Below are 12,183 nucleotides of genomic sequence, written 5' to 3' on the forward strand. Positions count from 1 at the left end.
TTACCCATGTGAGAGTAAGTCATCGCCAGCTCATTATTCGAAACACCCTCTGCTAACGCAGGGGGTGTTTTTTTTATGCGCGGGAATTTAGATAAGATATTTAACATATCTATCTCAAAGCTGATCAGATTCTTCTGAGGCAGATGATTTCTGTCAATTTGTTTGACCTAGTAGGATCTCTGTAAGGCTGGCTCTAAAAGAGTTTATAAGCTGATCTTGTAAATTTTGGCACATAAAAAACCAGCGAATCGCTGGTTTTTTTATTGCAGATCATTTTAGCCAAACACACGCATTACGGCTGCGATTAATACCCAAAGAATGGCAATCGCTACGATAGGTTCAACAATCTTTGCCCATGTTGGGGTGTCTACAACAATGACTTCTTCGATATCTTGATGCTGCTGATTCTGGCTTACCATTTGATTAAACTCCTTCATTGATGCTTCCAATGATAGCTCTTCTTGCACAATTGGTTTAGAGCCTTTGAGTTCTGTTAGCTTGTTTGTTGTCCAAACCCAATCATCTGCTTGACCAGATAAATGTTCAATTTGCCCGGTCAGTAATTCCTGAATGCTATGGATATTATGGTTGCCGGTATCATGCAGTTGTTTTAATTCAATAAGCTGTAAATGAAAAATTTCTGAAGTGCTGTGCTCAAGCTGGGCTCGATCCAGAGTGGATTGATTTTCCGGACTGGTAGCGAGATGACGCACGATTTCCAGGATATATAATTCATCAGGATGATTGATTTCATTATAAATTTTTTGTGGGTTATGACGCCATTCAGTAATAAGTTTTCCTAAAGTTAAGGCATTGATTTCTGATATATATTTTCGTCTTTCTTCTTTTGTATATTCTTTTAGAAGCTCAGGCTTTTGAGTCTCTATCTGTTCAACAAAATATTGTACTAAATCAAAAGCCATTCACTTGCTCCATTATTTTTAATCTAATAGTCTTAAAGTCGGTTTTTTCTTTGGTTGTTCAGTTTGTTCTTCAGTGCTTGATTTTAAAGCATCTTCATCATTTTGTGTATGCTCATATTCACCTGGATCAAAGAATAAACCTTGACCATTTTCACGTGCATAAATACCGAGTACTGCTGCCATAGGCACATAAATATCACGAGAAACGCCACCAAAGCGAGCCGAGAAGCTAATGGCATCATTGCTCATATGCAGCGCATGCACGGCATGTGGCACAATATTCAGAACAATCTGTCCATCTTTAATAAACTGCTCAGGAACCATGGTATTTGGGCGTGTGGCATCCACCAGCAGGTAAGGCGTCATATTGTTATCGCAAACCCACTCATAGATTGCACGTGCCATATAGGGACGGGTAGGGCTAAGGCTGAATTCTTGTTCGGACATGATGTTTCTCTACGGATGTTTGAGTTGCACTGAATAACGGTTCTTTTCCTGCAATGTCATGGATTTTACAAAGGCAGGACGACTAAAAATTCGTTGGCAATATAAATAAAACGGACGGCATTGCTGCTGTGGTAATTCTACGCCCATCTGTTTCAGACGGATAAAAATTGGTGCCAGCATACAATCCAGGATACTAAATTGTTCAGACATAAAATAGGGAAAATGTTGGAATAGTGGCATCAGTGAAATCAGGATATCCTGTAACTTTTTTTGTGCCTGAGCTTTGGCTTTCTTATCCAGCGTATCAGGATGGCGTAACATGATATCAGCCAGCTTCAGCCAGTCATTTTCAAAGCGCCAGATGTATTGTCGTTGCTCTGCCCGGGGCATCGGAGCATCCGCATACAGTTTGTTCTGACGATAACGATCATCTACATATTCAGAGATAATTGAAGTATTAAATAATTTGAGTTCATTTTCGATCAGCATCGGCAATTGATTATAAGGATTGAGACTGGCCAGATCCTCATCATCGGCATCCACCAAAATCAGGTTATATTTAATCTGTTTTTCGGTAAGCACATAGCGAATCCAATGGGAACGAAAGTCATCGGCATGACTATAGAGAGTGATTCCTTGAAGAGGCGCGCTTTCGACTGACATAAATCCTGATGAGCTTCTAATGAATAGACTAGGATACTAAAATTCAACCTAAAAAGCACCAAGCATCAAAGATCAATCGGCTTGAGCCGAGGTAGATTATAAGCAAAACAACTGGAGGAAAATAAGATGCTGATCAAGCTTCCTGTCATTTTGCTGTTTATCTGTATTGGAATCGCAAATTATTATTTGATGAAGTCATTCTGGTGTCATGAAGGGGTATGGGGTAAGGATGCGCATGAACAATAACAAGAAAATCTTTCCATATATTCAGCTGATACCCATAAAAAAACCCTGGAAAATCCAGGGTTTTTTGTCCGATTCGGTAAACGAATTAACGTTTAGAGAACTGAGGACGTTTACGAGCTTTACGTAAACCAAGTTTCTTACGTTCAACTTCACGAGCATCACGAGTAACGAAACCAGCTTGACGAAGAGCAGGTTTTAAAGTTTCGTCAGAAGCGATCAATGCACGAGTAATACCGTGACGGATAGCGCCTGCTTGACCACCAATACCACCACCAGCAACAGTGATGTAAAGGTCATATTTGTCAGTAGCTTCAAGAAGCTCAAGTGGTTGGTTAACAACCATACGAGCAGTTTCACGACCGAAATACTGTTCAAGAGTACGGTTGTTAATTACGAGTTTACCAGTACCAGCTGATAGGAAAACACGTGCAGTTGCGGTCTTACGGCGACCTGTACCATAATTAGTAGCCATGTGCTGTTATCCCTTAGATGTCCAAAACTTGTGGCTGTTGAGCAGCGTGTGGATGCTCAGTACCTGCATACACTTTCATTTTCTTGATCATTGCATAACCAAGAGGACCTTTAGGTAACATACCTTTAACAGCTTTTTCTAGAACTGCTTCTGGTTTGTGAGCGATTAACTTTTCAAAGTTAGTCTCACGGATACCACCAGGGAAACCAGTGTGGCGATAGTATTTCTTATCTTGTGACTTTTTACCAGTCACAGTGATTTCTTCAGCATTGATAACAACGATGTAGTCGCCAGTGTCAACGTGAGGAGTATAAGAAGTTTTATGCTTACCGCGTAAACGACGAGCGATTTCAGTCGCAAGGCGACCTAAAGTTTTGCCAGAAGCATCAACAACGTACCAGTCGTGTTGAACTTCAGCTGGCTTAGCGCTGAGAGTTTTCATTAAACCACTACCTATTATAGTTGGTTTGGACTATGGAATCTGTCCAAACTAAAGGAGACGCGATTCTAAACGAATACGTGAAGAATCACAAATGAAAATTAAAATTTCAAGCGCTGTATTTTATCTAATCTCCCTGGTGAAAGAAAGACCTAAGCCTTTATATGCTACAAAAACTGCAACTATATTTGTAACCATAGTTTCAATGGTATCAAAATATTGATTTATAAGTACTCTTTGCAATGATTACTACAGCGTAGGCGTGATCGGGTTATAATATTTCTCAGCTTTGCCAAATTGAGAAGATGATGCTGCCTTTATATGTCACCAGTGGGGAACCTGCCGGAATTGGTCCTGATATTTGCTTGAGTCTTGCAGATCGTGTTGATGAGCGCCCAATTGTGGTATTGGCGGATATTCATATGCTCGAGCAACGTGCTCAGATACTCAAATTATCGGTTGAGCTGATTGAATATCAAGGACAGGAGTCATCTTCAGGCATCGGTCAGCTATTTGTAGAGCATGTTCCCGTGCAGCAAGACGTCGTATTGGGTGAGCTGAATCCGAACAATGCGGCTTATGTACTGGAGCAACTGCGTCGATCTGCAGACTATGCCATGTCTGGAAAAAGTGTCGGCGTCGCCACTGCACCTGTACAAAAATCTGTAATTAATGAAGCAGGCATTTTTTTTAGTGGACATACCGAGTATTACCAGGAATTTGCTGGTGTCCCGCGTGTGGTCATGATGCTGGCCACCAAAACTTTACGCGTAGCCTTGGCCACCACACATCTTCCGCTTCGTGCCGTGGCAGATGCGATTACGCCTGAACGCTTACATCAGGTGATTGATATTCTGATTCACGACCTGAAGTCCAAATTCAAGATTGAACAGCCAAAAATACTGGTTTGCGGTTTAAATCCGCATGCCGGTGAGGGTGGTTATTTGGGGATGGAAGAAATTGAAGTGATTAATCCGGTACTCGAAAGCTATCGTGCCCAAGGTATCAACATGAGTTTAAGCCTACCTGCTGATACTTTATTTACCCCAGAAAACCTAAAAGATGCTGATGCTGTTCTGGCGATGTATCACGATCAGGGTTTACCTGTGTTAAAATCACAGGGTTTTGGTGAAGCCATTAATATTACCCTCGGCTTACCGTTTATTCGAACTTCTGTTGATCATGGCACAGCACTCTCCCTTGCGGGAACGGGACTTGCGAAAAGTTCCAGCCTGCACGTTGCTGTCGATTTAGCCCTCGATCTGGCGCGCCACTGATTATTGTTCATCACTCACGTTGGAAATGTTTTTATGTATCAAATTAATGCCTTAAACCCAAAAGATGAAGGGCATCAGGCTCGAAAAAGATTTGGTCAAAACTTTTTACATGACCAGCGTGTCATTGCCAAAATTGTACGCTCAGTCAATCCGCGTCCAGGTCAGAACATTCTGGAAATTGGCCCGGGTCTGGCCGCTTTGACTTCACCTTTAATTGGTGAATGTGATGCCTTAACCGTACTTGAGCTGGATCGTGATCTGGCTGCTGGCCTGCCGGGTCGTGTGCCGCATCCGGAACGTTTAACCATTATTGAAGCCGATGCCTTGAGGTATGATTATTCTCAATTGTTTCAGGAAGATCGTCCATTACGTGTCGTCGGTAACTTGCCCTATAATATTTCAACGCCACTATTATTCCATCTCTTGGAATTTGGTGACAAAGTGCAAGACATGCATTTCATGCTGCAAAAAGAAGTAGTGGATCGCATTACTGCATCACCCAATACCAAAGAATATGGCCGTCTGTCGGTGATGATTCAATATTTCTGTAAACCGACTTTCCTGTTCGAAGTGCCACCTGGATCTTTTAATCCGCCACCAAAAGTGACCTCAGCGGTATTCCGTTTAGAGCCTTATAAAGTTAAACCGATTGTGGCGAAGAATGAAAAAGCGCTGACACGACTGGTATCGCATGTATTTACCCAGCGTCGTAAAACTCTGCGTAACAGCTTGAAGGGTATGCTGGTTGAAGAGGGTTTTGAAAAAGCGGGTGTTGACCCGATGGCACGTCCAGAAACCCTGACCCTTGAACAGTTTGTTGCACTTTCAGATCAAATGGTGGCATAAATTACGATGAACCGTACTGCTCGATATAATTATGTGATTGGTGATGTTCAAGGCTGTTTTGAGGCCTTGAAAGCTTTGCTTAAAGAAATCCAGTTTGATGCAGAACGAGATTTTATCTGGTTTGCTGGAGATTTGGTTGCACGTGGTGAAAACTCAATTGCAGCATTGCGGTTTATCAAAAAGCTGGCTGAGCAAGGTGCGGCTGCGACGGTCTTGGGAAATCATGATTTGACTTTGCTGGCTTATGCCCGCGGCATCAAACCAGTGAAAGAAAAAGACAATGTTCGTGATGTGATTGATGCGATCGACAGTGATGACTTGATTGACTGGCTGCGCAAACAGCCAATGTGTCTATTTCCAAATGAGCAGACTATCCTGACGCATGCTGGGATTCCGAATATCTGGAGTGCAGAAAAAACTGCTCAATTGGCACAAGAAGTCGAAGCGATCATTGCTCATGATGACTTCGAGGTGCTGGATGATTTTCTGAAAGAAATGTTCGGGAAAGAACCCGCACTTTGGTCGGATCAGCTACAAGGCCATGAACGTATTCGCTGTATCGTGAACTACCTCACCCGAATGCGTTTAACTGACGCTGAGGGACGTCTGGAATACAGCTTTAAAGATGCGCTGGATGATCCGATGCCGGAAGGATTTAAACCTTGGTTTGAGTTTGAATCACAGGCCGCACAAACTCATCAGATCCTGTTTGGTCACTGGGCCGCCTTGAACGGTAAAACCATTTCGAACAAGATTCAGAATGTAGATGGCGGTTGTGTCTGGGGTAATCAACTCATGGCATTCCGCCTAGAAGATCAGCAGATGTTTGCAGTGGATAATCCGGTGATGTAAGTAAAGCTATTAAAAAAGCCACGTGATTACGTGGCTTTTTTAGTTTTAAAATTTAGTCTGCTCGAATCCAGGTCTGGTTACGGCCTAGAACTGAAACGCCTATGCTGGCACGTAAGGTTAAACGTTTACCGGTATTGTTTAAACGCATTTTTGCATCATAAATTTTACCTGCCAATGGATCGATAATACGACCTTTGTCATAATTTTTGGTGCCTTCAACCAGTTTTAGGCCTTTTAAAATGGTCATGCCTAAAATAGGCTGATTGGTATAAGGTGCAGGGCAGTTATTGCATTTTTCACGTGGATTATAGTCTGGGCGAGGCGTGATTTTTACAATTTTGCCTGAATAGGTATTATTTGCTTCTTTGCTAATGACGATAATCGCTTTAGCCGCCCCCGTTTTATCATCAATTTGTTGCCAGGTCCCGGTAATATCGTCTGCCCACAAATTCGTCATACATCCTGCTGTAAGCGCGGCAAGTAATATTTTTTTAAACATAGAGAGTCATTCCAAAGAATTTTTATCATCGCCCGCTCATGTTAGAAATCTTACTAAAATAGTCAACACTTATCTGAATACTATAGAGTTGATACACTAAAAAAAGCTGCCAATTTGGCAGCTTTTTTGAATAATGAGAATTAGGTATTAATCTTGGCGAATCCAGGTCTGGCTACGGCCTAAAGCGGACACACCCACATAACCACGCAAGGTTAAACGTTTACCATTGGCATTTAGACGCACTCGAGCGTCATAAACTTTACCTGCCAATGGATCAATCACTTTACCTTTTTCATAATTGTTGGTGCCTTCCACATGTTTTAAACCAGTCAATACATCCATGCCCATGATCGGCTGATTGGTATAAGGCGCGGGACATTTATTGCAGGTCTTTTGTGGAGTATAGCCTGGACGTGGAGTCACTTTGATAATTTTTCCGGCAAAAGTCCCATTATCATTTTGACGAATTTCAATAATCGCTTTTGGTGAGCCGGTTTTATCATCAATTTGCTGCCAGATGCCAGTCAGATCCTGTGCATAAGCAGTCCCAGTCATCAGTGCAGCGATGAACATTAATCCTAATTTAGTTTGTTTCATTATATTTATCCCTTTTTTATAGATGAATAAAATATCCCCAACACAAAAGTGCTGTTTTTATTAATCCTGGCGAATCCAGGTTTGTGTGCGACCAATTGCAGATATCCCGATATATCCACGTAAAGTCAGTCGTTTCCCATTGGCAGAAATCCGGCCTTTTAAATCATAAATTTTGCCGGTGAGTGGATCGAGTACCCGGCCATGTGCATAGTTATTTTTGGTGGTAGGTTTTAGTCCTTTAATGACGTCTAATCCCAAAATCGGTTTATCAGTATAAGGTGATGGACATTTGACACATTTTTCTCGTGGTGTATAACCTGGGCGAGGTGTGACTTTAGTAATCGTTCCGGTATACGAGCCATCAGCCTGAGTTTTCATTTCAATCAATGCTTTAGGTGAACCGGTTTTATCATCAATCTGTTGCCAGAGACCAGATAACTCCTGAGCAAAAGCCATAGAGCCTGTGAATAAAGAAGCTGAAAAAAGAGTTAAAATTGCGATTTTATACATGCGATATCCTTATCCTTATTTTTTATGAACATTCACCTAATTCCATGTGGTGAACGATGATGCAAACTACGTTAATACACTTTCATAATCTATATTGCATGAAAAAAGCATATGTTTAATATTCATACAACCTAATGCATTAAAATGCAAGTTTCTATCTACTAAAGCATAACTCCATCACATTTTTTTAATTAAGCAGGAATTAATCCTGCTTAATCCAGGTTTGACTACGGCCAAGCGCTGATACCCCGATATAACCACGTAGAATAAGACGTTTCCCATTGGCACTTAATTTTGCTTTGGTGTTATAAAGATTCCCTGATAATGGATCAAGCAGCTTGCCTTGAGCAAAACTGTTATTGCCAACGTGCTTTAAGCCAGTGAGCACATCCAGGCCGAGAATAGGTTTATTGGTATAAGGTGCAGGACAGGACACACAGTTTTCTTTCGGGGTATATCCAGGACGCGGGGTGATTTTTGTGATCTTGGCAGCATAGACGCCGGAAGCCGTCTCACGAATTTCGAGGAATGCTTTAGGTGAACCAGTTTTGTCGTCAATATTTCTCCATGTCCCTGAAAGGTCAGAGGCCAAAGCCAGATGGCTGAAAGAGGCTAAAAGTAAAGTTGAAAAGAATTGAACCTTTTTCATATATCTGTTCCTAGGTGAGATTAGTGTTCTTACTCTATAGTAAGAACGATTACCCTATAAAACAAATGAATAATTTGATTCACTAGTCACATTTTTTGCAAATAAAGTATAAAAGTTGGCAACCAGATCGCGGTAAAGACCGCATTTACCGCCATGCCAAAAGCAGCATAACGACCTGCAACACTGCCGCGCTGCCAGGCCTGAGCTGTGCCGATGGCATGTGCGGCCAATCCTAAAGCCAATCCGGAGGCACGTTCATCATTAATATGTCTCAGAATAAATGGAGAAAAAGCTGCACCAATCACGCCAGAAAGAATCACGATCAGAATGACCATGCTGATGGGTGCATCCAGCAAGGTGGCAATATTAATCGCAATTGGAGTGGTCACTGCGCGGGTAGCAAACGCCATAATATCTGCAGAGGACATATGCAGCAGATAAGCCAGTCCCATCGGCAAGGCGACAGCACTGATACTGGCAAAAACCAAAATGCCGATAATGGCTTTGAGCGGCAAGTCATCGTAGCGCATCGCGGCCAGAGGGATAGCCAGGGCGACGGTCACATAGCCGAGTAAATGGTTAAAGAGTGGATTAACTTCATCCATGTAATTTTCATAGGGAATGCCCAGCACAAATAAAATCACCAGTACAAAGAACATGCTGAACACGATGACGGGAATTTGCGGTATGAACCGGTTACAGGGTTTGGCAATCAGATAGGCGCTGAGCGTAACCGCAAAGCCATAAAAAATAGATAACATGCGGAACTCCTATAACCAGCGCTTGGCCATTTTGGCGTAAATCCATAAAGGAATCAGGGTGCTGAAAAACATAATGAACAGAAAGGCCGGAATTTTCTGGCCCATATGTACCAGCATCATCAGTGCACCTGCACTGACAGGCAAGAAAGCAAAGGCGCTTTCCTTCATCAGTTTGTTATTGGTATCCACAAGGCGGGCGGGGAGTTTGCCAAAGTAGCGCCAGGTAAACAGCGCAATTAAAAGGCTCAATAACCCGACCAGATTGCCTAATTCAGGATGATTCAGTTGGGTCATTAACCAAACCGAAGCTTCCCGAAAGACAATAATAAGTAACAGGGTGCCGATCCATGCTGGCCAATCTATTCGTTTTATCCAGTTCATTGCTATAATCATTAATATTAATAAGTTTACTTATCAAGTTTTACTCGATCTTTGACTGGATTTCAAACGCTTCCAGTGGACGTTGAAACTGCTGCGCCTGTTTGCCCAGAATTTCATCCAAGGGTAAATGCGCCTGTTTAATCAATTGTTCCAGTTTTTGTGGCGCAATTCGAATGTGCAGATGCAGTTGGCCTTCATCATCATAATGTTCAGACTGAATCACATTCAGACCATAGAGCTGGTTACGCAGCTTGCCGTAGGCAGGTTTCAGGATTAAATCGAAGGACTGAAGTTGCCCCATCAAGGACTCATGTACCGCTTTACGCAGCAGGTCGATACCTTCGCCACTATGTGCCGAGACATAGACCCGTTCCGGTTCGCCCGGGCGTCGATAAATAATTTTGGCTTCTTCACCGCTACAGTCAATTTTATTGTAGACCTGAAGGATGGGAACATCGGCCCCAATTTCTTTCAGCACTTTGTCAACGGCTTCAATCTGTTCCAGCATCTCTGGGCTACTTGAATCAATCACATGCAGTAACAGTGTGGCTTCAACGGTTTCTTCCAGCGTTGCCTTAAAGGATTCTACCAGTGAATGGGAAAGATTACGGACAAAACCTACCGTATCGGCCAGTACCAGATTGCCGATTCCATCCCATTCCAGACGCCGTAAGGTTGGGTCCAAAGTGGCAAACAGCTGATCGGCTGCATAGACATCGCTGTTGGCGAGTAAATTAAACAGGGTAGACTTACCAGCATTGGTATAACCCACCAAAGATACCGTCGGCACAGCCGCTTTTTGACGAGCAACACGGCCTTGCATCCGGGTCTGGCGGACTTTATCAATGCGTGCCTTGAGCTGTCCCATACGGATACGCAGCAAACGGCGGTCTGTTTCCAGCAGGGTTTCACCCGGACCACGTAAACCAATCCCGCCTTTCTGGCTGTCGAGATTGCCACGACTACGAATTAAACGTGAAGATAAATGTTGCAGCTGTGCCAGTTCGACTTGCAGCTTACCTTCATAGGTACGGGCACGCTGGGCAAAAATATCCAGAATCAGTTCAGTACGATCGACCACGCGGCATTTAATCACCTGTTCCAGATTACGGGCTTGGGCTGGGGTTAGGGCATGGTCAAAAATGACCAGATTGGCCTCCAGCTCTTCAACACGTTCAGCGATTTCTTCTGCCTTGCCGGAGCCGATAAAAAATTTGGCATCGGGTTTCACCCGCTGAGCATAAATATGTTCCAGAATTTCAGCATCTGCAGACTGGGCCAGTAAACGAAACTCTTCAGCATCAAGGTCATCCAGCATTTGTACGCTGACACTCACCAGAATGACGCACTCTTTCCCTCGATGTTGTTGTAAATATTCCACTCAGGCCAATCTCCACTTGAAAACTTTAGTGTAGTTGAAAAAGGGCTGAGCAGATACTGAATTAGCGCGGCTTTGGTTTAAAGTGCGCTGATAAACAGTTGTGCAAGTGTTACCAGTACCACTGCATAGATGAAGGTGCCGCCCAAAATATATTTGAGCACTTGTAAAGGTTGTAGTGTGTCGTTCGCGGGCTGGGTTTTATCTGACATAGCTACGATCCTTTTCAATCTAATATTTCGATAGCTTTATTTTGAATGATTTTTTAATCCAATTAAAATTGAAGATATAGATGTTATTGGCCGATTTTTATTATCAATGCAAGTTGCGAATGAACAGTATAGAATGAGTTTAATTCGTGGATATTCCCTGTATCTCGCTTAGGATTTAATGACGTTTTTATGAACTCAACTGTACAAAACCAGACTCCAGATATCGAAGGCTTGGCCAAGTTTTTTCTGTATAGCCGGAAAATTACTGCCTCATTGGCTACCATTAGTGAAGGGTTTTACTTGGTTTTTCGTCATGGCTTATATAAAAATCCGAATAACCCGACCAATACCCGCTATGTGCAACATTTTTGCCGTCAGTTATGCAAAGTATTCAATATCGAAGTGCAGGTGCATGGCGAGATTCCACGTGAACCCGCCTTATGGGTCAGTAATCATGTGTCTTGGCTGGATATTGCCGTTCTGGGTTCCGGAGCGCGCGTATTTTTTCTGGCGAAAGCAGAAATCGAGAACTGGCCGATTCTAGGCAAATTGGCCAAGGGTGGGGGTACCTTATTTATTAAACGGGGTTCAGGAGATTCCGTCAGGATCCGTGAACAAATTACCGATTTTCTCAAACAGAATATTCCGGTGCTGTTCTTTCCTGAAGCGACGACTTCTGATGGACGAGCCATCAAAAAAGTACATGGCCGGATTTTAGGCGCCGCGATTGAAGCGCAGCGTCCTGTACAAATCTGTCTGATTTGTTATGTGAATCAGCAGGGCGAACTGGATATGATTGCACCGTTTGTCAATGACATCAGTTTTGCTGCCCATGTCAAAAAAGTACTGGAAATGCCGCAAGTCATTGCACATTTAGTGGCTTTACCTGCAATTGCCACGGAAGGGCATACGGTTGAAAGCCTGACCCGTGTGGTTCAGGAAAAAATGCAGACAGGTTTGGTTGAACTTCAGTCACGGGTATTAAAAAAGCCTCAATAAGATAATCCGAGTTAGTTTGTAAATTGATCGAC

The 12,183-nt window shown here is 42.9% G+C and carries 17 protein-coding genes; 4 read left to right on the forward strand and 13 right to left on the reverse strand.

Going from position 1 to position 12,183, the window contains the following annotated elements; translation table 11 throughout:
* Window positions 1-275: 275 nt before the first annotated feature.
* From MWG72_RS00005 to rplM, 5 genes are all read right to left on the reverse strand, one after another.
* Entirely contained in the window at window positions 276-923 is a 648-nt protein-coding gene (locus MWG72_RS00005; protein WP_247142976.1) for a hypothetical protein, read from the reverse strand.
* Between the two features lie 18 nt (window positions 924-941).
* The gene (locus MWG72_RS00010) at window positions 942-1,370 is read right to left on the reverse strand and encodes a ClpXP protease specificity-enhancing factor (RefSeq protein ID WP_044111678.1); all 429 of its coding nucleotides are present in this window, start codon (window positions 1,368-1,370) and stop codon (window positions 942-944) included.
* 9 nt (window positions 1,371-1,379) lie between these two features.
* Window positions 1,380-2,033 carry a glutathione S-transferase N-terminal domain-containing protein gene (locus MWG72_RS00015; RefSeq protein ID WP_247142977.1) on the reverse strand — a complete coding sequence of 218 codons (654 nt, stop codon included), beginning with the start codon at window positions 2,031-2,033 and terminating at the stop codon, window positions 1,380-1,382.
* Window positions 2,034-2,364: 331 nt separating this feature from the next.
* A complete protein-coding gene (gene rpsI, locus MWG72_RS00020) occupies window positions 2,365-2,751 on the reverse strand; it encodes a 30S ribosomal protein S9 (protein WP_004281681.1) in 387 nt (128 codons plus the stop codon).
* 13 nt (window positions 2,752-2,764) lie between these two features.
* Complete coding sequence (gene rplM / locus MWG72_RS00025; protein ID WP_004281682.1) at window positions 2,765-3,193, reverse strand: 50S ribosomal protein L13; 429 nt, start codon at window positions 3,191-3,193, stop codon at window positions 2,765-2,767.
* A 305-nt stretch (window positions 3,194-3,498) separates the two neighbouring features.
* On the opposite strand from rplM, the gene pdxA reads away from it, so the two are divergent.
* From pdxA to MWG72_RS00040, 3 genes are read left to right on the forward strand one after another with little or no spacing between them, the layout of a single operon-like run.
* Window positions 3,499-4,467 (forward strand): 4-hydroxythreonine-4-phosphate dehydrogenase PdxA, encoded by a 969-nt coding sequence (gene pdxA / locus MWG72_RS00030; RefSeq protein WP_420908497.1) that lies wholly within the window; start codon window positions 3,499-3,501, stop codon window positions 4,465-4,467.
* A 33-nt stretch (window positions 4,468-4,500) separates the two neighbouring features.
* The gene (gene rsmA, locus MWG72_RS00035) at window positions 4,501-5,313 is read left to right on the forward strand and encodes a 16S rRNA (adenine(1518)-N(6)/adenine(1519)-N(6))-dimethyltransferase RsmA (RefSeq protein WP_129717887.1); all 813 of its coding nucleotides are present in this window, start codon (window positions 4,501-4,503) and stop codon (window positions 5,311-5,313) included.
* A gap of 6 nt (window positions 5,314-5,319) precedes the next feature.
* Complete coding sequence (locus MWG72_RS00040; RefSeq protein ID WP_247142979.1) at window positions 5,320-6,165, forward strand: symmetrical bis(5'-nucleosyl)-tetraphosphatase; 846 nt, start codon at window positions 5,320-5,322, stop codon at window positions 6,163-6,165.
* 52 nt (window positions 6,166-6,217) lie between these two features.
* Here MWG72_RS00040 and MWG72_RS00045 read toward each other — a convergent pair whose 3' ends face one another.
* The 8 genes from MWG72_RS00045 to MWG72_RS15490 all read right to left on the reverse strand — a co-directional run bounded on the left by MWG72_RS00045 (window position 6,218) and on the right by MWG72_RS15490 (window position 11,152).
* Window positions 6,218-6,664 (reverse strand): DUF2147 domain-containing protein, encoded by a 447-nt coding sequence (locus MWG72_RS00045; protein ID WP_004281686.1) that lies wholly within the window; start codon window positions 6,662-6,664, stop codon window positions 6,218-6,220.
* 147 nt (window positions 6,665-6,811) lie between these two features.
* A complete protein-coding gene (locus MWG72_RS00050) occupies window positions 6,812-7,261 on the reverse strand; it encodes a DUF2147 domain-containing protein (RefSeq protein WP_004645963.1) in 450 nt (149 codons plus the stop codon).
* A 60-nt stretch (window positions 7,262-7,321) separates the two neighbouring features.
* Window positions 7,322-7,771: a DUF2147 domain-containing protein gene (locus MWG72_RS00055; RefSeq protein WP_114541062.1), complete on the reverse strand. Its 450-nt coding sequence runs from the start codon at window positions 7,769-7,771 to the stop codon at window positions 7,322-7,324.
* A 202-nt stretch (window positions 7,772-7,973) separates the two neighbouring features.
* A complete protein-coding gene (locus MWG72_RS00060) occupies window positions 7,974-8,420 on the reverse strand; it encodes a DUF2147 domain-containing protein (RefSeq protein ID WP_005106118.1) in 447 nt (148 codons plus the stop codon).
* A gap of 86 nt (window positions 8,421-8,506) precedes the next feature.
* Entirely contained in the window at window positions 8,507-9,181 is a 675-nt protein-coding gene (locus MWG72_RS00065) for an LrgB family protein (RefSeq protein WP_247142980.1), read from the reverse strand.
* A 9-nt stretch (window positions 9,182-9,190) separates the two neighbouring features.
* On the reverse strand, window positions 9,191-9,562 hold the full coding sequence (locus tag MWG72_RS00070) for a hypothetical protein (RefSeq protein WP_004281691.1): 372 nt from the start codon (window positions 9,560-9,562) through the stop codon (window positions 9,191-9,193).
* Window positions 9,563-9,602: 40 nt separating this feature from the next.
* Window positions 9,603-10,943, reverse strand: a complete 1,341-nt coding sequence (hflX, locus tag MWG72_RS00075) for a ribosome rescue GTPase HflX (protein ID WP_180086480.1) — start codon at window positions 10,941-10,943, stop codon at window positions 9,603-9,605.
* Between the two features lie 77 nt (window positions 10,944-11,020).
* Complete coding sequence (locus MWG72_RS15490; RefSeq protein WP_257221141.1) at window positions 11,021-11,152, reverse strand: hypothetical protein; 132 nt, start codon at window positions 11,150-11,152, stop codon at window positions 11,021-11,023.
* Window positions 11,153-11,341: 189 nt separating this feature from the next.
* Between MWG72_RS15490 and MWG72_RS00080 the strand changes: the two genes are divergently transcribed.
* Window positions 11,342-12,151: a lysophospholipid acyltransferase family protein gene (locus MWG72_RS00080; protein ID WP_247142981.1), complete on the forward strand. Its 810-nt coding sequence runs from the start codon at window positions 11,342-11,344 to the stop codon at window positions 12,149-12,151.
* Window positions 12,152-12,183: the final 32 nt, after the last annotated feature.

This window comes from Acinetobacter lwoffii, assembly GCF_022967985.1.
In the GTDB taxonomy this organism is placed as follows: Bacteria; Pseudomonadota; Gammaproteobacteria; order Pseudomonadales; family Moraxellaceae; genus Acinetobacter.

What these genes read in the sequence shown, in the direction of transcription:
- rsmA (WP_129717887.1), top strand. Translation starts at nt 4,501, where the DNA reads ATGTATCAAATTAATGCCTTAAACCCAAAAGATGAAGGGCATCAGGCT.
- MWG72_RS00010 (WP_044111678.1), bottom strand. Translation starts at nt 1,370, where the DNA reads ATGTCCGAACAAGAATTCAGCCTTAGCCCTACCCGTCCCTATATGGCA.
- MWG72_RS15490 (WP_257221141.1), bottom strand. Translation starts at nt 11,152, where the DNA reads ATGTCAGATAAAACCCAGCCCGCGAACGACACACTACAACCTTTACAA.
- MWG72_RS00080 (WP_247142981.1), top strand. Translation starts at nt 11,342, where the DNA reads ATGAACTCAACTGTACAAAACCAGACTCCAGATATCGAAGGCTTGGCC.
- MWG72_RS00015 (WP_247142977.1), bottom strand. Translation starts at nt 2,033, where the DNA reads ATGTCAGTCGAAAGCGCGCCTCTTCAAGGAATCACTCTCTATAGTCAT.
- rpsI (WP_004281681.1), bottom strand. Translation starts at nt 2,751, where the DNA reads ATGGCTACTAATTATGGTACAGGTCGCCGTAAGACCGCAACTGCACGT.
- MWG72_RS00070 (WP_004281691.1), bottom strand. Translation starts at nt 9,562, where the DNA reads ATGAACTGGATAAAACGAATAGATTGGCCAGCATGGATCGGCACCCTG.
- MWG72_RS00055 (WP_114541062.1), bottom strand. Translation starts at nt 7,771, where the DNA reads ATGTATAAAATCGCAATTTTAACTCTTTTTTCAGCTTCTTTATTCACA.
- MWG72_RS00065 (WP_247142980.1), bottom strand. Translation starts at nt 9,181, where the DNA reads ATGTTATCTATTTTTTATGGCTTTGCGGTTACGCTCAGCGCCTATCTG.
- MWG72_RS00060 (WP_005106118.1), bottom strand. Translation starts at nt 8,420, where the DNA reads ATGAAAAAGGTTCAATTCTTTTCAACTTTACTTTTAGCCTCTTTCAGC.
- pdxA (WP_420908497.1), top strand. Translation starts at nt 3,499, where the DNA reads ATGCTGCCTTTATATGTCACCAGTGGGGAACCTGCCGGAATTGGTCCT.
- MWG72_RS00040 (WP_247142979.1), top strand. Translation starts at nt 5,320, where the DNA reads ATGAACCGTACTGCTCGATATAATTATGTGATTGGTGATGTTCAAGGC.
- MWG72_RS00005 (WP_247142976.1), bottom strand. Translation starts at nt 923, where the DNA reads ATGGCTTTTGATTTAGTACAATATTTTGTTGAACAGATAGAGACTCAA.
- MWG72_RS00050 (WP_004645963.1), bottom strand. Translation starts at nt 7,261, where the DNA reads ATGAAACAAACTAAATTAGGATTAATGTTCATCGCTGCACTGATGACT.
- rplM (WP_004281682.1), bottom strand. Translation starts at nt 3,193, where the DNA reads ATGAAAACTCTCAGCGCTAAGCCAGCTGAAGTTCAACACGACTGGTAC.
- MWG72_RS00045 (WP_004281686.1), bottom strand. Translation starts at nt 6,664, where the DNA reads ATGTTTAAAAAAATATTACTTGCCGCGCTTACAGCAGGATGTATGACG.